This is a genomic window from Bradyrhizobium barranii subsp. apii (genome assembly GCF_011516635.5).
Taxonomy (GTDB): Bacteria; Pseudomonadota; Alphaproteobacteria; order Rhizobiales; family Xanthobacteraceae; genus Bradyrhizobium; species Bradyrhizobium barranii.
This window is the reverse complement of sequence record NZ_CP096255.1, coordinates 3,622,405-3,644,068: the sequence shown is the minus strand read 5'-3', so window position 1 is coordinate 3,644,068 and position 21,664 is coordinate 3,622,405. Positions and strand designations below refer to the sequence as shown.

Genomic DNA, 21,664 nt, shown 5'->3' with positions numbered 1-21,664 from the left:
AGGCTTCCGGGACCTTTCCTTTTCCGGCTGACAAAGACGTCAGCCAAACGCACACCCAAGGATAGTGGAAGGCATGCTCGCTTTCACTCTTCGCCGCGCCCTTCAGGCCATCGGCGTCATGTTCGCCGTCGGCATCATCGCGTTCTCGATGTTCCGCTTCGCCGGCGACCCGGTCAACCAGATCGTCTCGATCGATACGTCGGCGGCCGAACGCGAAGCCGTGCGCAAATCGCTCGGCCTCGATGATCCCGTGCCGGTGCAGTTCGTCCGCTATTTCGGCAACGCCGCGCAGTTCAAATTCGGCGTCTCCTATCAGTTCCGCCAGCCGGTCTCTACGCTGTTGATGGAGCGCATGCCCGCGACGCTGGAACTGGCGATCTGCGCGACCGTATTCGCAATGGTGTTCGGCATCCTGATGGGCGTCTATTCGGCGCTCAAACGCGACACCGTGCTCGCCAAATTATTCCAGGCGGTTTCGCTGATCGGCATCTCGTTGCCGACTTTCCTGATCGGCATTCTCCTGATCTATCTGTTCGCGGTGACATTGGGCTGGTTGCCCTCGTTCGGTCGCGGCGAGGTGGTCAAGCTCGGCTGGTGGACGACGGGGCTGCTCACGCTGTCGGGCCTGAAGGCGCTGATCATGCCCTCGATCACGCTCGGCCTGTTCCAGATGACCCTGATCATGCGGCTGGTGCGCGCGGAAATGCTGGAAGTGCTTCGGACCGACTATATTCGCTTCGCTCGGGCCCGCGGGCTGACCACCCGTGCCATCCATTTCGGCCACGCACTGAAGAACACGCTCATTCCCGTCATCACGGTGGCCGGACTGCAGTTTGGCTCGGTTATTGCATTTTCGATCATCACCGAAACCGTATTCCAATGGCCCGGCATGGGACTTCTGTTCGTGCAGGCCGTGCAAAACGTCGATATCCCGATTATGGCCGCCTACCTGCTGATGGTCTCTCTGATTTTCGTCACCATCAATCTGGTGGTCGACATCCTCTACACCGTGGTCGATCCGCGCCTGCGCTCGACCATCGGCCGCGCGGCATAAGGCAGCCTCCATGTCCGACGTAGTCGCCTCAAATTCCGACAAGCCGAGCACGCTGCCGACGCATGCCGCCCGCAGCTGGCTCAGCCGCGCGCTCGACAGCGACATCTTCTATTCGTTCCGCCGCTCCAAGCTGACCATGGTGGCGGCGGCCATTACCATGCTGTTCTTCCTGCTCGCGATCTTTGCATCAGCACTCGCGGTGCAGAACCCGTTCGATCCGGCGCAGCTGCAATTGATGAACTCGCGGATCTCACCGCTCTGGACCGCCGACGGCCAGAGCCCGTTCCTGCTCGGCACCGACGAGCAGGGCCGCGACGTGTTCTCCGCCATCCTGTATGGTTTGCGCATCTCGCTCGCCGTCGGTGTCGCCGGCGTGGTCTTCGCCGGCGCGCTCGGAATCGCACTCGGCCTGATCGCCGGCTATTTCGGGGGGGCGGTCGACGGCGTGATCATGCGGATCGCCGACGTGCAGCTCACTTTCCCCGCCATTCTGATCGCGCTGCTGGTCAACGGCATCGCGAAATCGATCCTCGGCAACCGGCTGGATGCCAACAGCATGCTGGTGGTGCTGGTGATCTCGATCGGCCTGAGTTTCTGGGTGGGATATGCCCGGACGGTGCGCGGCTCGGTCATGGTCGAGAAGAACAAGGACTACGTGGCCGCGGCGCAGCTGATTGGCCTGCCCGCGCCGAAGATCATGTTCCGCCACGTGCTGCCGAACACGATGGGTCCGATCCTGGTCATCGCCACCATCAACCTCGCACTCGCCATCATCACCGAGGCGACCCTGTCCTTCCTCGGCGTCGGCCTGCCCGACACCATGCCGTCGCTGGGTACGCTGATCCGCATCGGCAACAATTATCTGTTCGCGGGCGAATGGTGGATCGTCGCCTTCCCCGGGCTTGCGCTCGCCGCGCTGATCCTGTCGATCAACCTGCTCGGCGACTGGCTGCGCGACGCGCTCAACCCGAAACTTCGATGAGCAAGACTTCGATGAGCAAAGCTTCGATGAAATCGCCTCGCCCATGACCGAACCCGTACTCTCCGTGCGCAATCTTCAGGTCGAGTTCGCCTCCCGCCGCGGCACGCTGCGCGCGATCGACGGCGTCTCGTTCGACATCGCCAAGGGCGAGGTGCTCGGCGTGGTCGGAGAATCCGGCGCCGGCAAGTCCGTCACCGGCCTGGCGGTGATCGGCCTGATCGATCCGCCCGGCCGCATCGCCGGCGGCGAGATTCGTCTCGCCGGCCAGCGCATCGACAATCTGCCGGCCGAGCAGATACGCCGCATCCGGGGAAAACGGATCGGCATGATCTTCCAGGATCCCCTCACCTCGCTCAATCCGCTTTACCGCGTCGGCGACCAGATCATCGAGACGATCAAAACCCACCTGAGCCTGTCCGAGACGACCGCCCGCAGCCGCGCCATCGACCTGCTCGCCGAGGTCGGCATTCCCGCACCGGAAAAGCGCATCGACGGCTATCCCCACGAATTCTCCGGCGGCATGCGCCAGCGCGTGGTGATTGCGCTGGCGATCTGCGCCGAGCCCGAGCTGATCATCGCGGACGAGCCGACCACCGCGCTCGACGTCTCCGTGCAGGCGCAGATCATCTCGCTGATCAAGCGGCTCGGCCGCGACCACGGCACCGCCGTGATGCTGGTGACCCACGACATGGGCGTGATCGCGGAGACCTCCGACCGCGTCGCGGTGATGTACGCCGGCCGCGTCGCCGAGATCGGCCCGGTACAGGACGTCGTCAAGAATCCGCTGCACCCTTACGCCAAGGGCCTGATGGGCGCGATTCCGACGCTTGCCGGGGACGACAAGCGCCTGGTGCAGATCCCCGGCTCCATGCCGCGCCTGTCGGCGATCCCGCGCGGCTGCTCGTTCAATCCGCGCTGCGCCTTCGCCTTCGATCGCTGCCGGGTTGAACGGCCGGAGCCACTATCACGCGGCACACAATCCGTTGCCTGCCATCTCTACGACACCGTGCCGGCGGAGAGCGCGGCATGAGCACGCCTTTCGTCCAGGCCACAAATCTGCGCCGCGTCTTCGACGTCTCAAAACCCTGGCTCAACCGCGTGCTCGAAGGCGGGCATCTCGAATATCTCAAGGCTGTCGATCACGTTAGCTTCGACATCAGGAAGGGCGAGACCTTTGCGCTGGTCGGCGAGTCCGGCTCGGGCAAGACCACGGTGGCGCGGATGGTCGTCGGCCTGTTGCCGCCAAGCTCCGGCAACGTGCTGATCGACGGCATCTCGATGACCGATCCACGGCAGGCGCAGGCGCGGCGAAAACTGCGCCGCCGCATCCAGATGATCTTTCAAGACCCCTATGCGAGCCTGAACCCGCGCTTCCGGGTCGATGCCATCATCTCCGAGCCGATCCGCGCCTTCGACCTGATCCAGGGCGAGCGCGACATCCAGGCGCGCGTCAGCGAACTGCTCAGCCTCGTCGGCCTGCATCCCGACGACCGTCTGAAATTTCCGCACGAGTTCTCCGGCGGCCAGCGCCAGCGTATCGCGATCGCGCGAGCGCTCGCCTCCGATGCGGAGTTCATCGTCTGCGACGAGCCGACCTCGGCGCTCGACGTCTCCGTGCAGGCGCAGATCCTGAACCTGATGCGCGACTTCCAGGACAAGTTCGGCCTGACCTACATGTTCATCAGCCACAACCTCGCCGTGGTCCGCCACATGGCGAGCCGAGTCGGCGTGATGTATCTCGGCCGCATCGTCGAGATCGCGGAGGGACGCGAGCTGTTCGCCCGACCGCGCATGCCCTACACCAAGATGCTGCTGGGCGCCGTGCCCGATCTCGCAATGTCGGGCCGCCAACGTATTCCGGTGAAGGGCGAGATCCCGAATCCGATCAATCCGCCGCCCGGCTGCGCCTTCAATCCGCGCTGCCCGCTGGCGTTCGATCTCTGCCGCAAGGAAGCCCCGGAACTGATCGCCGGCGTCGCCTGCCATGCGGTGAACACTGCGCCGGTCCCGGCGTGACGCGCGCGTGCCATGCGGTCCACGCATTGGCGGCACGGCATCGCCTGTGATCAATTGCGCGCGCGACAAATAAGGTAGCGAAATCCCATGGCCAGCAACGTCAATCCCGATCCCTTCACGACGCGCCCCGAGATCGAGGGCACATTCGGGGTCGTCGCCACCACACACTGGATCGCGACCGCTGTCGGCATGGCCATCCTGGAAAAGGGCGGCAACGCCTTCGATGCCGGCGTCGCCACGGCGTTCACGCTCCAGGTTGTCGAACCGCATTTGAACGGCCCCGGCGGAGACGTGCCCATCATCGTGCATGACGTCAAACGCGCACGCACCGAGGTGATCTGCGGCCAGGGCCCGGCGCCGGCGCGCGCCACCATCGCGCATTACAAGAGCGAAGGCCTCGACATGGTGCCGGGCACCGGCCTGCTCGCGGCCTGCGTACCCGGCACGTTCGAATCCTGGATGATGCTGCTGCGCGACTACGGCACGATGCGCGTGCGCGACGTGCTGGAGCCGGCGATCTCCTATGCGCGTGACGGCTATCCGCTGGTCGAGCGCGCCTGCGCCACGATCCAGACCGTCGAGCAGCTGTTCCGCAAGCATTGGTCGACGTCGGCCGCGGTCTATCTGCCCAATGGCGAAGTGCCGAGGCCCGGCACGCTCTTCACCAACAAGACGCTGGCTGCGACCTACGCCCGCATTCTCAGCGAAGCCGAGAGCGGCGGCAGTGACCGCGACGCCGAGATCGAGCGCGCGCGAAAGGCCTGGTCGCAAGGTTTCGTTGCGGAAGCCATCGACAAATTCTGCCGCACCCAGGAAGTGATGGATGTCAGCGGCTCGCCGCATCGCGGCGTGCTCTCGGCCGACGACATGGCGCGTTGGCAGCCGACGATCGAGGCACCGCTGACCTACGACTATGGCCGCTACACCGTCTGCAAGGCAGGCGTCTGGAGCCAGGGTCCGGTGACGCTCCAGCAGCTCGCGCTGCTCAAGGGCTTTGCGCTCGACGGGCTCGATCCGACCGGGCCGGAATTCATTCACCTCCAGATCGAGTGCGCAAAACTCGCCTTCGCAGACCGCGAAAAGTTCTACGGCGATCCCAAGTTCAGCGAGATCCCGATCGCGACGCTGCTGTCGGATGCCTATAACGACGAACGCCGCAAACTGATCTCAGAGAAGGCATCGCTCGACTTCCTCCCCGGTTCGGTCGAAGGTTTTGGCGGCGTGGTCAAGCTGCGCCGCGCCGAGGGGCAGCGCGAGGCGGTCGGCGCGCTTGGCGCGGGCGAGCCGACAGTCGGGCGTTTCGGCGAAGTGCGCGGCGACACCGTGCATTTCGACATCATCGACAAGGCCGGCAACATGGTGTCCTCGACGCCATCGGGCGGCTGGCTGCAATCCTCGCCGATCATTCCGGAGCTCGGCTTCTGCCTCGGCAGCCGCGCGCAGATGTTCTGGCAGGAGGAAGACCATCCTGCAGCGCTTGCGCCGGGCAAGCGGCCGCGCACGACGCCGTCGCCGACCATGGCGCTACGCGACGGCGAGCCGTACCTCGCCTGGGGCTCGCCCGGCGGCGACCAGCAGGATCAGTGGATCACGCAGTTCTTCCTGCGGCACGTCCATTGCAACCTCAATCTCCAGGAATCGATCGACGCGCCAGCCTGGCACTCCGAGCATTTCCCGATCTCGTTCTGGCCGCGCACCGCGCGCCCCGGCGTGCTCGTGGTCGAGAACCGCGTGCCGAAGGCGACGATCGAGAACCTTCGCGAGCGCGGACACATTGTCGAGGTCGGCCCCGACTGGTCGGAAGGTCGCCTCACCGCGGCCTCGCGCGTCGGGGTGCGCCGCCGCGCCGCCGCCAACCCGCGTGGCATGCAGGGCTACGCCGCAGGGCGCTGAAGGCAGCACATGACCTGGTCGATTATCGCGCGAGACCCTGCCACCGGCCAGTTCGGCATCGCTGTAGCTACCCGCTTCTTCGCCGTCGGCGCGCGCGTGCCCTACATCGCGGCCGGTCTCGGCGCCATCGCGACCCAGGCCTTCGTCAATCCCTATTACGGCATCGACGGCGTCAAGCTGCTGCGCGAGGGCCTGAATGCGCATGACGTTCTCGCCACCCAGCTCGCGACCGACGACGGCCGCGAGAGCCGCCAGATCCACATCATGGACGCCAGCGGCGCGATCGCCGCGCATACCGGGCGCGACTGCGTCGACTGGTGCCGGCACATCGCCGGCAGCGGCTTCTCGATCGCCGGTAACATGCTTGCCGGCGCCGACGTGCTCGACGAGACCGCGAAGACCTATATCGCCAATGACAGCCTGCCCTTCCCGCGCCGCCTGCTTGCCGCCATGCGCGCGGGCGAGGCCGCCGGCGGCGACAAGCGCGGCAAGCAATCCGCCGCGCTCCTGATCCACGGCGAGGAGGAATGGCCAGCGCTGGACATTCGCGCCGACGACCATCCCGACCCGCTGGGCGAGCTCGAACGGCTGGAGCGCGTCAGTCAGGAACTCTGGGTGCATTTCCGCTCTTCCATGCCGACGCGGCAGAACCCGGCAGGCAACACCGATCGCAGCGTCATCGACGCCAGCATCGCTGCGAGCCGAGCAAGGCAATCATGAGCGCAAGTCCTCTCATCGAAACCAAGGATCTGCGCATCCGCTTCCACGGCGACGACGGCCGCGTGACCCACGCCGTCGACAGCGTCGATCTCAGCGTCGCCAATGGCGCGACGCTCGGCCTCGTCGGCGAATCCGGTTGCGGCAAGAGCGTGACGTCGCTGGCGATCATGGGATTGCTGCCGAAGCAAAGCGCGGAGATCTCGGGCGCGATCCGCTTCGACGGCTTCGACTTGCTGAAGACTCCTGACCAGACGCTGCGCGATCTCCGCGGCAACCGGCTCGCGATGATCTTTCAGGAGCCGATGACGTCGCTCAATCCGAGCTTCACCATCGGCGACCAGATCATCGAGACCATTCTGCGCCACCGCGGCGGCCCACGGCGCAGTGCGCGCGAGCGGGCCATCGAGCTCTTGCGCCGCGTCCACATCCCCTCGCCGGAGCGGCGGATCGACGAATATCCGCACAAGCTCTCCGGCGGCATGCGCCAGCGCGTGATGATCGCGATGGCGCTGGCCTGCGACCCGCGACTCCTGATCGCAGACGAGCCGACTACCGCGCTCGACGTCACCCTGCAGGCGCAGATCTTGGAGCTGATGCGCGAACTGAAGGCGGCGAGCGGCGCCGCCATCATCCTCATCACCCACGATCTCGGTGTCGTCGCCGAAGTCTGCGACGAGGTCGCGGTGATGTATGCCGGCGAGATCGTCGAGCGCGCGCCGGTCGACGAGCTGTTCGCGATGCCGCAGCATCCCTACACCGTCGGCCTGCTGGGCTCGATCCCGCGGCTCGACCACCGCGCCGAGCAGCTGGCCACGATCGAGGGCATGGTGCCGAACATGGCGCAGCCACCCGCCGGCTGCCGTTTCGCCGCGCGCTGCCCCTTCGTGCTGGACGCCTGCACCGAGGTGCCGCCACCGCTGGTCGAGGTCAGCCCCGGCCACCTCTCGCGCTGCATCCGCGCGCCGCTCGAACTTCTGGTGTCGTGATGGCGCTTCTCGAGGTCGAAGGCCTGGTCAAGCATTTTGTCGCCGGGCGCTCGCTGTTCGGCCGGGCACTGGGGCATGTCAAAGCGGTCGATGGCGTCAGCTTCTCTCTCGACGCCGGCAAGACGCTGGCCCTGGTCGGCGAATCCGGTTGCGGCAAATCCACCGTCAGTCGCCTGGTGCTGCGGCTGATCGAGCCGGATGCAGGCACGGTGCGTTTCGCCGGCCGTGACCTGCTCTCGCTGGACGCCTGGGCGCTCCGCGCCTTCCGCCGCGAGGCGCAGATCATCTTCCAGGACCCCTACGCCTCGCTCAATCCGCGCATGACGGTCGGCCAGATTCTCACCGAGCCGCTGGCGCTGCACGATCTGGTACCGCCGGCGCAACGCCGCGAGCGCGTCGCGGAAATCCTGCGGCTGGTCGGCCTCGAGCCGCGGCTCGAACGGCGCTATCCGCACGAATTCTCCGGCGGCCAGCGCCAGCGCATCGCCCGCGCGCTCGCGGTCGAACCGAAACTGATCATCTGCGACGAGCCGGTCTCGGCGCTGGACGTCTCGATCCGCTCGCAGATCCTCAACCTCCTGCGCGAGCTGCAGGACCGGCTTGGGCTGGCCTACATCTTCGTCTCGCACGATCTGGCTGTGGTCAAGCACATCGCCGATCATGTCGCCGTGATGAATCTCGGCCAGATCGTCGAGACCGCCGAGGCGGACGCCCTGTTCGCGGCACCCCGCCATCCCTATAGCCGTGCGCTGCTGTCTGCGATCCCCATGCCTAAACCGCGGGCAAAGCGCAGCCGGATTGTGCTGCAGGGAGAGATCCCGAGCGCGCTCAATCCGCCGCCGGGATGCCGCTTCCACACCCGCTGCCCCTACGTGATCGACCGCTGCCGCAGTGAAATGCCGCAGCTCATACCGGATGGCATCGGACATGCAACGGCCTGTCACCGAACGTCGGAACTGCCGTCCTCCGCGGCGATCGTCCCGTCCGACGGCGGCTTCTCGCCGGTCCTTGAAAAATTGGTCGCCGCCTTCAGCGGCGGCCCGGAAGCAGTCCGCGGCAGCGGGGTTAGTTCATTGGGAACGGACCCGGCATAGCCGCAAAACAGAGGTTGAGAGCGATGAGTTTCATGCGTTTGACAATCCTGGCGTCGGCTGTGCTGACGTCGCTCGCGGGCGCAGCCCAGGCTCAGACCACGCTTCGCATCGGCATCGCCGAAGACCCCGACATCCTCGATCCCAGCATCGGCCGCACCTATGTCGGCCGCATCGTCTTCTCCGCCTTCTGCGACAAGCTGTTCGACATCGACGAGAAGCTCAACATCGTGCCGCAGCTCGCGCTCTCCTACGAGACTTCGGCCGACGGCAAGGAGATGACGATCAAGCTCCGGCCCAACGTCAAATTCCATGACGGCGAGCCGCTGGACGCCGAAGCCGCAAAGTTCTCGATCGAGCGTCACATGACGCTGCCGACCTCGTTCCGGAAGTCGGAGCTTGCCAGCGTCGACCATGTCGAGGTGGTCGATCCCCTGACCATCAAGCTGGTGCTCAAGACGCCCTATTCGCCCTTGATCGCCCAGCTCACCGACCGCTCCGGCATGATGGTCTCGCCGAAGGCAGCGAAGGTGGCGGGCGACAAGTTCGGCCTGCATCCGGTCTGCGCCGGCCCCTACAAATTCGTCGAGCGCGCCCAGCAGGACCGCATGGTGTTCGAGAGGTTTGCCGACTATTGGAACAAGGACAACATCCATATCGACCGCGTCGTGTTCCTGCCGATTGTCGACGCCACTGTGCGCCTTGCCAACCTCAAGTCCGGTGGGCTCGATTTGATCGAGCGCGTGCTGGCCACCGACATCAAGGACGTGCGCGCCGATCCCAAGCTGGTGCTGTCGACGGCCCCCGAGCTCGGTTATCAGGGCCTGACGATCAACATCGGCAACGACAAGACCAAGGGGCCACTCAGCCAATCCGCGAAGGTACGCCAAGCACTCAGCCTGTCGATCGATCGCGAGGCCATCAACCAGGTCGTATTCAACGGCGAGTTCACGCCGGGCAATCAATGGGTCAGCCCGACGCATCCATACTATCAGAAGGCTTTCCCCATTCCGGGTCGCGACATCGCCAAGGCCAAGGCGCTGTTGAAGGAAGCCGGTGTCAGCCTGCCCGTCACCGTCGACTACATGGTACCAAAGGGCACCGAGTACGAGGCCGTCGCCCAGGTCGTGCAGTCCATGGCCGCCGAAGCAGGCTTCGACATCAAGGTCCGCGTCGTCGAATTCGCGACCACCTTCAAGCAGGCGCAGGCCGGCGAGTTCCAGGTGTTCCAAATCAACTGGAGCGGACGCATCGACCCGGACGGCAATTCCTACATCTTCATGCGCAGCAAGGCGCCGCAGAACGACGGCGTGTATTCGAACCCCGAAGCCGACAAGCTGATGGAAGACGGACGGGCGACGTCCAATGTCGAGGAGCGCAGGGCGATCTACGGGAAGCTGACCAAGATCCTGCTCGACGACCTGCCGATCATCTACATCTATCATCGTACGCTCCTGATCGCGCATACGAAGAAGCTCGAGGGCTACCGGCAGATGCCTGATGGCCTCGTGCGCGTGGTCGGGCTGAAGTTCAAGTGATCGCGGCATCACTCGGGAAACGCGTGGAGCCATGCTGAACTTCCTCGCCCGCCGCATCGCGCAGATCGTGCCGACACTGTTCTTCGTGTCGGTGCTGATCTTCTCGCTCCAGCAATTGCTGCCGGGCGATCCCGCGCTGGTGATGGCCGGCGAGGAGCGCGATCCCGCCGCGATCGAGCAGATCCGGCAGCAGTACAAGCTCGATCAGCCGATCCCCGTGCAATATGTCTACTGGCTCAAGGGAGTCCTCACCGGCAATTTCGGCGAGTCGCTGCGCAACAAGATGCCGGTGCGCGAGCTGATCGCACAGAAACTGCCGGTGACGCTCCAGCTCGGCTCGATGGCGATCCTGATCGCATTCCTCATCGGCATTCCCGCCGGCATCATCTCCGCGGTGAAGAAGGGCACGGTTTGGGACTATGGCGCCAATCTGTTCGCGCTGTGGGGAATCTCGACGCCGAATTTCTGGCTCGGAATCCTCATGATCTTCCTGTTCTCGATTCACCTCGGCTGGCTGCCGGCCTCAGGCTATGTGCCGCTGACCGAGGACTGGCGCGCGAGCCTGGCAGCCACCATCATGCCGGCCTTCGTGCTCGGCAACGCAATTTCGGCGGTCCTGATGCGGCACACGCGGAGCGCCATGCTCCAGGTTCTGGAGAGCGACTATGTCCGCACCGCGCGCGCGAAAGGTCTCTCCGAGCGCTCGGTCATCCTCAAGCATGCGATGCGCAACGCGCTGACGCCGATCATCACCCTCGGAGCGCTCGAGCTCGGCACGCTATTGTCGGGCGCGGTGCTGACCGAGCAGATCCTTTCCATTCCCGGCTTCGGCAAGCTGATCGTGGATGCCGTCTTCAACCGTGACTACGCGGTGGTGCAGGGCGTGGTGCTGGTGACGGCCACAGTCTACATCACGCTCAATCTCGTTGCCGACGTCGCCTATGTCCTCGTCAATCCGCGGCTGCGAGGTTAGACGATGACCGACGCCGCACTCCCAGCCGGTCCCGCCACCCAGGCCTACGAGCTGGACAGCCCGGCCCGCCGTGCGCGGCGGCGCCTGTTCAAGCGCAAGGCTGCGGTCTTCGGACTTGTCGTGATCACGGCTTTCATTCTGCTTGCGGCCCTTGCGCCGTTGGTCGTGCCCTATGATCCGATTGCGACGAGTTGGAGCCTGGTGCGCAAGCCGCCCACCGCCGCCCACTGGTTCGGCACCGACGATCTCGGCCGCGACATCCTCAGCCGCGTCATCTACGGTGCGCGGGCCTCCCTGATGGCGGGTCTGATCTCGGTCGCGATCGCGCTCGGGATCGGTGTTCCTCTTGGTCTCCTCGCCGGCTATCGCGGCGGATTTGTCGACGCGCTGATCAGCCGGATCACCGATGCAATGTTGGCCTGCCCGTTCCTGATCCTGGCGATTGCGCTGGCCGCGTTCCTCGGTCCCAGCCTCGGCAACGCCATGATCGCGATCGGCATCTCGGCAACGCCGATCTTCATCCGTCTGACGCGCGGGCAGGTCCTGAGCGTCAAGGCCGAAGACTATGTCGAGGCGGCGCGCGCGCTCGGCAATCCGCCCTGGCGGATCGCGTTCTCGCACATCCTGCCGAACATCCTGCCGGCTCTGCTGGTGCAGGCGACGCTGTCGATTGCCGCCGCCATCATCGCCGAGGCCGCCTTATCGTTTCTCGGTCTCGGCCAGCAGCCGCCCGCACCGTCCTGGGGCAGCATGCTCAACGCGGCGCAGCGCTTCCTGACCCAGGCTCCGTGGATGGCGATCTGGCCAGGCCTTGCGATCTTCCTGGTGGTGCTGTCGCTGAACCTGCTCGGCGACGGCCTGCGCGACGCGCTCGACCCGCGTCAGCGCTAGATCACCGTCTCGCGCAGCACCCGTCGGCAATCCATCTCGTACTCGAGGTCGACCACCGGCGGACGGGCGAAATGCCAAGTCAGGCCGGAGCGCAGCGCACCGCGGCGGACCAGTTCGTCGACCAGCGCGTGGTGGAAATCGTGCACGGAATAGGCCTGCACGCCGGTGGTGTCCTTCCAGCCGAAGCCGAAGGCCGTCATCCGGTTCTCCATCTGCGATGTCGTGGTGAACCGCACCTTCTCGCGAAGACCCTCCGGACTGAGGTCGCGATAGCGCACGGTGCGCTCGACATAGGTCCCGCCGCCCTCGCGCGCCTCAGCGCCACCGGCGATCACGAAGCTAGGACTCTTCGAGGTTGTCGGACGCGTGAAGGAGAAGGCATAGAACGACGGTTCGGATGGCGGATCGAACTCCGGACAGACATTGCTGCGCGCCACCGGATTGGTGGTGCCGTCGAAGATGCTCCATTCGGACAGCGTCTTCACATAATGCAGGTTGAATGCGCGAAAGCCTTCCTCGCTGAAGGCCGCCGGTGAGCGCAGCTCGCAGGCACAGAACGCCATCAGCGGCCGGCCTGCTTCCCGGATATACTTCGCCGCGAGCGCAAATCCCTCGGCCAGCGGCACCAGGCGATCGAACCGAACCCGCTCGATCTCGTAGCCGTCGTCAGCGGCAGCACCCGCCGAATACTGGAACACGGACGGAATGAAACGATAGTTGCCGGCGGAGAAATCACCAATCATGTCGAACTCCTATTCCAGTTTCATGCGGACACCCTTGGCGCCGTTGAGCAGGCGCTTCAGGTGAAAGCCGGCCAGGGAATCGTCGGCGTGCATCCCGACCAGCGCGGCAAAGGCCGGCATCGCCGCGACGTCGCCGGCTTCCATCTTGGCAAAAGCCTCGAAATATTGCGCCGTCCTTGGCGCTTCGAATTTTTCCTGCGGCAACGGTTCGAACGCACGCAGCGGTTCGCTGCGTCCGCGCAGCATCAGATCACCCACGGGACGGCCTTGAAAATGCTCGGCCGCCTTGGCGACGCTGGCACTGGCGCAGATGCGTGTTCCCAGATGCTTGTTGGCGGCCTCCAGTCGCGCCGCGATGTTGATGGTGTCTCCATAGGCGGTGTAGTCGAAGAAGCGGTTGCCTCCGAAATTGCCGACCAGTGCCGGCCCGGCGTGAATGCCGATGCGGGTGGTGCCGAAATTCACGCCCACGGCCCTCTGGCGCGCGCAGAAATCCTGCGCCCAGGCATCGAGGTCATGGGCGCAGGCGACCGCACGCGTCGCATAGTCCGGCTGATCGCCGGGCGCATTGAAGAGCACCTGGATCGCATCGCCGATGATTTTTGCGACCGTCCCCTCATGCGCGAAGATGGTTTCGGTCATCCCGCCAACATATTCGTTGAGGAGCGCGCCCAGCGTCTCGGGCGGCGCGCTCTCGACCAGGGAGGTGAACCCGGTGATATCCGTGAAGATGGTCGCGACATCGCGCCACTGCACCTCGATCCCCTCACCCTCGCCGCCGGCCACCAGACGCTTGGCGAGCTCGGGCGAGAAATGGCGCGATAGCGCGGCATGGGCCCGCTCCGCCTCCATCTGACGGCGCCGCACCTCGCGCAGCATCTCGATATGGCGAATGGTCTTCTCGATCGTGGCTTCCAGGTCGGCGAAGTCGATCGGTTTGGTGAGGAAGTCGAACGCGCCGCGGTTCATGGCGGTGCGGATGTTGCTCATGTCGCCATAGGCCGAGACGATGATGGTCGATTTCTTGTCCTCGGCCTCCTGGAGCTTCGCCAGCAGCGACAGCCCATCCATCCGCGGCATGTTGATGTCGGAGACCACCATGTCGACATGCGGGTTCTGCTCGAGGGACTCCAGCGCCTCGACGCCGTCGCGTGCAAACATGATGTCGACGAGCCCGTCGCGGATCTGCCTGCGAAACTTTTGCAGGATCAGCGCCTCGAGGTCTGGCTCGTCATCGACAAAGAGGATGGTCGAAGTCATGCGGCTTGCTCGAGCCTCGTGTCGATCTCCTGCCGCAGCAGCGCAAAATCGATCGGCTTGGTGAGGAGCCCGATGGCGCCACGCTCGATCGCCTTCCGGCGCGTCTCGGCGTCACCATAGGCCGTGATCATGATGACGGGAACGTCCGGATGCTCGGCGCGCACCTTGGGCAGCATGTCGAGCCCGCTCATGCCGGGCACGTTGATGTCGGACAGGATCAGGATCAACGAGGGGTCGCGCACCTCGGAGGCGAGCCTGAGCGCATCGGACGCGGACGGCGCGAATTCCATCTGGAAGCGTCCGGCGCGCAGGTCACGCCGGAACTGCTGCCGGAACAGCGCCTCGACGTCGGGCTCGTCATCGACGACCAGGATGTAAACGTTCAATTCTTGCCTCCGGGAGTATCGTCCGCCGCCATCTGGCGCGGCAGCGTGATGATGAATTCGGTGAATACACCGGGTGTGGTGTTCACGTCGATCGTGCCGCCGTGCTGTTTCACGACGATGTCATGACTCATGGACAGGCCAAGCCCGGTGCCCTCGCCGGCCGGCTTGGTGGTGAAGAACGGATTGAACAGTTTCGCCTTCACCTCGGGCGGAATCCCTGTGCCGTTGTCGCGGATCCGGATCTCGACCTTGTCGCCGAGGTTTTTGGTGGCCGCGTTCAAGGTGGGCTCGAAGCCGTCCGTCGCGCTCTCCTTGCGCTTGGCCGCAGCATAGAAGCCGTTCGAGATCAAATTGAGCAAGACGCGCGCGATCTCCTGCGGATAGACATCGACCATCCCGGCCCCGGGATCGAACTCGCGCTCGAGCGTGACGTTGAAGGCGGGCCGTTCCGCGCGCGCGCCGTGATAGGCGAGATTGAGGCTTTCCTCGACGATGGCATTGATATCGCTGGGACGATGCTCGCCGGAACCCGCGCGCGAATGCAGCAGCATGTTCCTGACGATGGAATCGGCGCGCTTGCCGTGCTGCACCACCTTTTCCAGATTGCTCCTGAGCATGCCGGTCAGCTCGTCGACCTCCTCCTTCGTCTTGCCGTCGAGCGAAGCCGATTGCAGGGCCTGGTTGAGTTCATCGATCAGCTCGGTCGAGACCGAGGAGAAATTGTTGACGAAATTGAGCGGGTTCTTGATCTCGTGGGCGATCCCCGCCGTGAGCTGGCCGAGGGAGGCGAGCTTCTCGGTCTGGATCAGGCGATCCTGCGCGGTACGCAGATTGTCGAGCGACTGCGACAGCTCCGTGGTACGCTCACGAAGCTGCTTGAGTAGTCGAGCGTTCTCGATCGCAATCACAGCCTGTTTGGTGAAATTCTCAACCAGTGCGATCTGCTTGTCGGCGAACGGACGGACCTCCTTGCGATAGACCGCGATCGTGCCAATCAGCTCGTTCTCCTTCAGCATCGGCACGACGATCGTACGGGCGCCGGCGACGTCTGAGATCGCGCGAACGGCAGGCCCACCAGCAAGATAGGCAGGTGTGTTTCGCACATCGTGAACGTGGACGACCTCACGTGTCCTGACGACCTCGGCGAGCGCGCTGTTCGGACGAGGTCGGATTTCCACATCTTTTCGCGAAGCAGCGAACGCAGCCGGCACATTGTAATCCGCCGCAATCGTGAAGCTTTCACCGTCCCAGAGATTCATGACGCCGAAACTTGCGCCACAGACCCGCGTCGCATTTTCGAGCATTTTGTAGAACACGGGAGCGAGTTCGCCCGGAGAGGAACTGATGACCTCCAGCACCTCAGAAGTCGCCGTCTGTTGCTCGAGCGTTTCGGACAATTCAGCCGTTCGCAGCTCGACTCTTTTTTCCAGATCCGCGTAGGATTCCTGTAGGCGCGCGCCCATGTCGTTGAACTGGTCGGCGAGTCCCTCGAGTTCGTCGCCGGTCTTGATCGAGATGCGCTGCGAGAAATCGCCGCCGCCGATCCGCTCGGCGCCGCTGCGCAGGGCCTGGATCGGTCCGACCATGCGGCGTGCGAGAAAAATCCCGGCGAGCACCGCGAAGATCGACGCTGCGAGCAACACGATCGCCAGCCGCTGCAGCGAGGCATAGAGCGCCGCATAGGCCTCCTCGACCGGCAGCTCGACGAGCATGGTCCAATGCAGCGGCTCGATCGGGGCCGATGTGGTCAGCACCTTCTGCCCCTGGATATTGCGCGCTTCGGGGAGCGCGTCGGACAGGGTGCCGCCTCCAGCCTGCGCGGCGCGCACCTGCGCGAGGCCCGACATGTCGGTGTTGCGCAGCACCAGGCTGATGTCGGGATGCGCGATCAGGCGTCCCTCCGGGCCGACCACATAGGCGTGCCCGTGCTCGCCGACCTTGATCTGGGACACGACGTCCCAGATCAGCTTGAGATTGACCTCCGCGATGCTGACGCCGGCATCCTTGCGCGCGCCGGCCAGCGCGAGCGTCATGTAGGGCTCGGACTCCCTGCGGAAATAGACCGGGCCGTAATAGACCTTGTGCGCGACCGCCTCGGTGAACTTCGGGTCGGCCGACAGGTCGATCCCGCTGTCGATCGCGTCCATGGCCAGCCGCGAGACCCGCAAGCGCTCCTTGCCGGTCGCATCCACCTGGGCGAGCTCTGTGACCGCGGGCACCTGGCGCAGCAGCCGTTGCGCGTCGAACCGGCGCTGCTCGATCGAGCCCGCCGACCAGGGCAGCTGCGTGGTCCAGCCGAGCTGGCTCTCGATCTCCTTGACGAACTGGCCGATCTTGGCCGCCGCTGCCTCGGCCTGCTCATGCTGGACCCGGATCAGCGCGGCCTTGTGCTCGCGATAATAGAAGAAGACTTCGAACAGCCCGTTGGCCAGCAGCGCAATGGCGACGACGGCCACGAACAGCGCGACATATTTGGTGAAAAGCCGGGTCCTGATCCCGCGCCCCGCCGCCTCGCCGGGCACGACGCCAGCCGCGGCCGCGCTCGGCGCTGTCCTGGCTTGCGGGGTGTCGGGGTGGAGGGAGATGCTCATCCCGGCGAATCTAGCAAGAAGGCCGGAACTTGTCTCTCGCCAACGCGGAAAGGGCTCCCCCCTAGCCTGACGGCGTCCGCAGGCTGCGGGGCAAATGAAAAGGGCGGCAACGGATGCCGCTGCCGCCCTTCTGGTTCGCTGACCTGCGGCTCAGGTCGGTCGCAGCGCCTTGGAATTGAGGCCGAGATCGTTGACCTCCTTGTTCCGCTCGGAATCGGCCGCCGCCCGGTGGTCGGTTGCCAGCACGACGTAGACTGCGGGCAGCACGAACAGCGTGAACAGCGTACCGATCGACATGCCGGCGACCACCACGAGGCCGATCGAGAAGCGGCTGGCCGCGCCCGCGCCGGACGCAGTCAGGAGCGGGATCAGGCCGGTCACCATCGCGGCCGTGGTCATCAGGATCGGCCGCAGACGAATGCGGGCCGACATCTCGATGGCCGAGCGGCGGTCGAGCCGCTCGTTGACCTGGAGCTCGTTGGCGAACTCCACCATCAGGATGCCGTGCTTGGTGATCAGCCCGACCAGGGTCAGCAGACCGACCTGGGTGTAGATGTTCATGGTCGCCATGCCGAAGAACAGCGGGATCAGCGCACCCACGATCGCCATCGGCACCGAGATCATGATCACGAACGGGTCACGCAGGCTCTCGAACTGCGCCGCCAGCACCAGGAAGATGATGATCAACGCAAAACCGAAGGTGATCGCAAGCTGGTTGCCCTCCTGCACGTATTGCCTGGAGTCCGCGAGATAATCGTGGCTGAAGCCGGCCGGCAGCTTCTTGGCCTCGCCTTCGAGGAAGTCGACCGCCGATCCGACCGTCACGCCGGGCATCGGCACAGCCGAGAACGTCGCCGAATTGAGCTGATTGTAGTGCGTCAGCGAATTCGGATCAGTCTTGGTCTTGACCGAGACCACGGTCGACAGCGGGAGCTGCTGGCCCGTGTTGGTCGTCACATAATAGCCGCCGAGCGATTCCGGCGAGAGCCGGCTGCTGCGCGGCACCTGTGGGATCACCTGGTAGGACCGGCCCTCCAGATTGAAGCGGTTGATGTAGTTGCCACCGAGCAGCACCGCGAGCGTAGAGCCGAGGTTCTGCATGTTAACGCCGAGATCCTGCGCCTTGGTGCGGTCGATCGTGACCTCCACGTTCGGCTGGTTGTAGGCGAGGTCGCTGTCGGAGACGATGAACATGCCGCTCTTGCGCGCGGCGTCCTTCAGCTTCTCCATCTGCTCATAGACCGTCTGGAAGCCCGCGGTGGAATTGATCACCATCTGAACCGGCAGACCGCCGGGGCCACCCGGCAACGGCGGCAGGTTGAACGCGAAAGCCTGCACGCCCTCGATCTTGGAAAGCTCGGCCTGCACCAGCGGCTTCAACTGGATCGACGAGCGCTTGCGCTCGTCCCACGACTTCAGCAGCATGCCGGCGATGCCGCCCTGCGGGCCGTTGATGCCGTTCAGCACGAAGCGCAGATCGGTTTCGGGGAACTTCTGGAATTTCTCGTCGAGCTTCTCGCCGTAGAAATCGACATAGTCGATGTTGGCGTATTTCGGCGCCTTGGTCACCGCGAACACGATGCCCTGGTCCTCCTCAGGCGCCAGCTCCTTCGAGGTGTGCATGTAGAGGAAGCCGACCAGCCCGAGGATCGTCACCGCGAACAGACCGGTGATCGCCTTGTAATCGAGCGAGCGGTCGAGCCTGCGCCCATACCAGCGCGTCAAAGCGCCGAACACCTTGTTGACCAGCTTGGCGAAGCGGCCCTCTTCGGTATTCTTGAGCAGAATAGAGCACATCATCGGCGACAGCGTCAGCGCGATCACACCTGACACGATCACCGAGCCCGCGAGCGTGAAGGCGAATTCGCGGAACAGCGAACCGGTCAGGCCGCCGAGGAAGCCGATCGGCGCGTACACCGCCGCGAGCGTGATGGTCATGGAGATGACCGGCCCAACGATTTCGCGCGCGCCTTCCAGCGCCGACTGAACCGGCGTCTTCCCCTCCTCCAGATGGCGATGGATGTTCTCCACCACGACAATGGCGTCGTCGACCACGAGGCCGATCGCGAGCACCATCGCGAGCAGGGTCAGAAGGTTGAAGCTGAAACCCAACGCCAGCATCAAGGTGCAGACGCCGATCATCGACAGCGGAATGGTGACGACGGGAATGATGACCGAACGGAGCGAGGCCAGGAACAGGAAGATGACCACGATCACGATGATCACGGCTTCACCCAGCGTCTTCTCCACCTCGTCGATCGAAGACTGGATGAACTTGGTCGAGTCGTAGGCGACCTTCATCTTCATCGACGGCGGAAGATTGCGCTCGAGTTCGGGGAACAGCGCGCGCACGCCCTTGACCAGCGTCAGCGGGTTGCCCTGCGGCGTCGCGTTCACGCCAATGAAGATCGCATGCTCGCCATTGAAGGCGACGCTGGCATCCGTGCTTTGGGCGGCGAGTTCGACTGTGGCGATGTCCTCCATCCGCACAAAGCCGCCGTCCTTGGCCTTGACGATCATCTTCCTGAACTGGTTGACGTCAGTCAGGCTGGTGTTCGTCGAGATGTTGGAAACGATCAGATAGCCCTTGGTCTGCCCCGCTGCGGACTGGAAGTTGTTGGCGGCGATCGCGGCGGCGACATCGGCCGGCGACACGTTGCGGCCGGCCATCTTCATGGGATCGAGCCACAGCCGCATCGCAAAGGTCTGGCCGCCCAGAATGTCGGCCGAGGCCACGCCGTCGACCGTCGACAGCACCGGCTGCACCACACGCGTCAGATAGTCTGATATCGCCGAGCCCGACAGCTCTTCGGAGGAGAAGCCGAGATACATCACGGCCGTGGTCTGGCCGGTGGTCTTGGTGACGATCGGGTCGTTGGATTCCTTTGGAATCAGGTACTTGACCGAGTTGGTCTTGGCGAGCACCTCGGTGAGCGCCTGGTTCGGATCGAAGTTCAGCTTGATGTAGACCTGGATCGTCGAGGTGCCGAGCACCGAGGACGAGGTCATGTAGTCGACGCCTTCGGCCGAGGCGACCGCCTGCTCGATCGGCGTCGTGATGAAGCCCTGGATCAGGTCTGCGGACGCGCCGGGATAGACGGTCGTGATGTTGATGACCGTGTTCGACAGCTTCGGATATTGCCGGATCGGCAGCACCATCGCCGCGCGCAGGCCGATCAGCAGGATCAGCAGACTGACGACGACCGACAGGACCGGTCGCTTGATGAAAATATCGGTAAAGCGCATCGCGGCGATCTCGATTTCTTTGTCTCAAGAGCGGCGATCTCGATTTCTTTGTCTCAAGAAAAGTGACCCGGCGAGGCCGGATCACCTGGATGTATTGGATCAGTAGCGCGGCGGCTGCGCCGGGATCTGCGGCGCCGGATCGGTCGAGATCGCAACTGGGGCGCCCGATTGCAGCTTGAGCTGGCCGACAGCGACGACCTTGTCGCCCACCTTCACGCCCTTGATGATTTCGACGCGACCGTCGACCCGGCTGCCGGTCTGCACGAACGTGCGCACCGCGGAGAGGCTGGTCTTGCCGTCCTCTTCCTTCTTCTCGGTGATCACGAACACGGAGTCGCCGTACAGCGTGTAATCGACCGCCGTTTCCGGCACGGTGATCACGGCCGGCTTCGCCGGCAGCACCACCGTCGTGGTCACGAACATGCCCGGCTTCAGGATCTTCTCCGGATTGGCGACCGTTGCCTGCACGCGGATGTTGCGGGTGTCGGCCGCGACCTGCGGCTCGATCGTGGTGATCTTGGCATCGAAGGTGCGGCCGGGGTAGGCGTCGACCTTGAGCCGGACCGGCTGGCCGACCTTGAGGTTGCCCGAGTCCTTTTCGGTCACCGTGAAGTTGGCCCACAGCTCCGACAGATCGGTCAGCGAGACGATCGCCGTGCCGGCCGTCAGGTACTGGCCGACTTCGACCTTGCGGACGCCGAGATCGCCGGAGAACGGCGCACGCACCAGCTTCTGCGAGATCACCGCCTCGGTCTTGGCGATGCCGGCCAGCGCCTGATCGTAGGCGGCCTGCGCGTTATCGACGGTCGCCTGCGGGCCGAACTGGCGCGATGCCAGCTGCTTGGCGCGGTCGAGCGAGAGCTGTGCGACGGTTGCCTGCGCCTTGTAGTTGGCGAGGTCGCCCTGCTCCGGCATGTCGAAGAACTGCACCAGCGGCGTGCCGGCATCGACATGCGTACCCGGCTCGAACTTGATCTCGGTGACGCGGCCGTTGACGTCGGCGCTGACGTCGACCTGGTGCACGGCGGCAAGGCCGCCGACTGCGGTGAGCAGGTTCGGCACCACCTCGGACTTCGCCTCGGCCGCGCTGACCGCGGTCGGCGGCGGCTTGTTGTTGGCGAAGAACTGCTTGATCATCTGGCCGCGGAAGTAATTGAACCAGACGAGGCCGCCAACGAGCACGCCCAGGAGCGTGCCGACGATGATGAACCACAGCACCGGCCTAACCGGACGCCGGCGAGCCTTGGTGTCGATCGGTTCGCCCGAAATCTTGTGTTCGGTTACGATGTTCATG

General features: G+C 64.6%; 17 protein-coding genes. 11 read left to right on the top strand and 6 right to left on the bottom strand.

Annotation, left to right across the window (positions count from 1 at the left end):
• The first annotated feature begins 73 nt into the window (after positions 1 to 73).
• The 11 genes from HAP41_RS17310 (at position 74) to HAP41_RS17260 (ending at position 12,144) form a co-directional block, all read left to right on the top strand.
• Positions 74 to 1,054 (top strand): ABC transporter permease, encoded by a 981-nt coding sequence (locus tag HAP41_RS17310; RefSeq protein WP_063984746.1) that lies wholly within the window; start codon positions 74 to 76, stop codon positions 1,052 to 1,054.
• A 10-nt stretch (positions 1,055 to 1,064) separates the two neighbouring features.
• Positions 1,065 to 2,036 (top strand): ABC transporter permease, encoded by a 972-nt coding sequence (locus HAP41_RS17305; protein WP_166099246.1) that lies wholly within the window; start codon positions 1,065 to 1,067, stop codon positions 2,034 to 2,036.
• A gap of 43 nt (positions 2,037 to 2,079) precedes the next feature.
• Positions 2,080 to 3,066, top strand: a complete 987-nt coding sequence (locus HAP41_RS17300; protein ID WP_166099249.1) for an ABC transporter ATP-binding protein — start codon at positions 2,080 to 2,082, stop codon at positions 3,064 to 3,066.
• Positions 3,063 to 4,052 carry an ABC transporter ATP-binding protein gene (locus tag HAP41_RS17295; RefSeq protein WP_166099254.1) on the top strand — a complete coding sequence of 330 codons (990 nt, stop codon included), beginning with the start codon at positions 3,063 to 3,065 and terminating at the stop codon, positions 4,050 to 4,052. The genes HAP41_RS17300 and HAP41_RS17295 overlap by 4 nt, the downstream gene beginning before the upstream one ends.
• A gap of 87 nt (positions 4,053 to 4,139) precedes the next feature.
• The gene (locus tag HAP41_RS17290) at positions 4,140 to 5,945 is read left to right on the top strand and encodes a gamma-glutamyltransferase family protein (protein WP_166099257.1); all 1,806 of its coding nucleotides are present in this window, start codon (positions 4,140 to 4,142) and stop codon (positions 5,943 to 5,945) included.
• Between the two features lie 9 nt (positions 5,946 to 5,954).
• A complete protein-coding gene (locus HAP41_RS17285) occupies positions 5,955 to 6,665 on the top strand; it encodes a DUF1028 domain-containing protein (RefSeq protein ID WP_166099260.1) in 711 nt (236 codons plus the stop codon).
• Positions 6,662 to 7,651, top strand: a complete 990-nt coding sequence (locus tag HAP41_RS17280; RefSeq protein ID WP_166099263.1) for an ABC transporter ATP-binding protein — start codon at positions 6,662 to 6,664, stop codon at positions 7,649 to 7,651. The genes HAP41_RS17285 and HAP41_RS17280 overlap by 4 nt, the downstream gene beginning before the upstream one ends.
• Positions 7,651 to 8,745, top strand: a complete 1,095-nt coding sequence (locus HAP41_RS17275) for an ABC transporter ATP-binding protein (protein ID WP_166099266.1) — start codon at positions 7,651 to 7,653, stop codon at positions 8,743 to 8,745. Before HAP41_RS17280 ends, HAP41_RS17275 begins: the two co-directional genes overlap by 1 nt.
• Before the next feature lie 23 nt (positions 8,746 to 8,768).
• The gene (locus HAP41_RS17270) at positions 8,769 to 10,280 is read left to right on the top strand and encodes an ABC transporter substrate-binding protein (protein ID WP_166099271.1); all 1,512 of its coding nucleotides are present in this window, start codon (positions 8,769 to 8,771) and stop codon (positions 10,278 to 10,280) included.
• A 31-nt stretch (positions 10,281 to 10,311) separates the two neighbouring features.
• Complete coding sequence (locus HAP41_RS17265) at positions 10,312 to 11,253, top strand: ABC transporter permease (RefSeq protein ID WP_166099274.1); 942 nt, start codon at positions 10,312 to 10,314, stop codon at positions 11,251 to 11,253.
• A gap of 3 nt (positions 11,254 to 11,256) precedes the next feature.
• Entirely contained in the window at positions 11,257 to 12,144 is an 888-nt protein-coding gene (locus HAP41_RS17260; RefSeq protein WP_014496957.1) for an ABC transporter permease, read from the top strand.
• On the opposite strand, the gene cnbZ is transcribed toward HAP41_RS17260, so the two are convergent.
• The 6 genes from cnbZ to HAP41_RS17230 form a co-directional block, all read right to left on the bottom strand.
• A complete protein-coding gene (cnbZ, locus tag HAP41_RS17255) occupies positions 12,141 to 12,887 on the bottom strand; it encodes a 2-amino-5-chloromuconate deaminase CnbZ (protein WP_166099280.1) in 747 nt (248 codons plus the stop codon). The two genes, HAP41_RS17260 and cnbZ, sit on opposite strands and share 4 nt — an antisense overlap.
• A 9-nt stretch (positions 12,888 to 12,896) precedes the next feature.
• Entirely contained in the window at positions 12,897 to 14,147 is a 1,251-nt protein-coding gene (locus HAP41_RS17250) for an adenylate/guanylate cyclase domain-containing protein (RefSeq protein ID WP_166099283.1), read from the bottom strand.
• On the bottom strand, positions 14,144 to 14,533 hold the full coding sequence (locus HAP41_RS17245; RefSeq protein WP_166099288.1) for a response regulator: 390 nt from the start codon (positions 14,531 to 14,533) through the stop codon (positions 14,144 to 14,146). The genes HAP41_RS17250 and HAP41_RS17245 overlap by 4 nt, the downstream gene beginning before the upstream one ends.
• Positions 14,530 to 17,124: a sensor histidine kinase gene (locus HAP41_RS17240; RefSeq protein WP_166099295.1), complete on the bottom strand. Its 2,595-nt coding sequence runs from the start codon at positions 17,122 to 17,124 to the stop codon at positions 14,530 to 14,532. The genes HAP41_RS17245 and HAP41_RS17240 overlap by 4 nt, the downstream gene beginning before the upstream one ends.
• Positions 17,125 to 17,274: 150 nt before the next feature.
• Positions 17,275 to 20,370: a MexW/MexI family multidrug efflux RND transporter permease subunit gene (locus tag HAP41_RS17235; RefSeq protein ID WP_166099302.1), complete on the bottom strand. Its 3,096-nt coding sequence runs from the start codon at positions 20,368 to 20,370 to the stop codon at positions 17,275 to 17,277.
• A 99-nt stretch (positions 20,371 to 20,469) separates the two neighbouring features.
• Positions 20,470 to 21,663, bottom strand: coding sequence for an efflux RND transporter periplasmic adaptor subunit (locus HAP41_RS17230; protein WP_166099306.1), 1,194 nt, complete (start codon positions 21,661 to 21,663; stop codon positions 20,470 to 20,472).
• Between the last annotated feature and the right edge of the window lies 1 nt (position 21,664).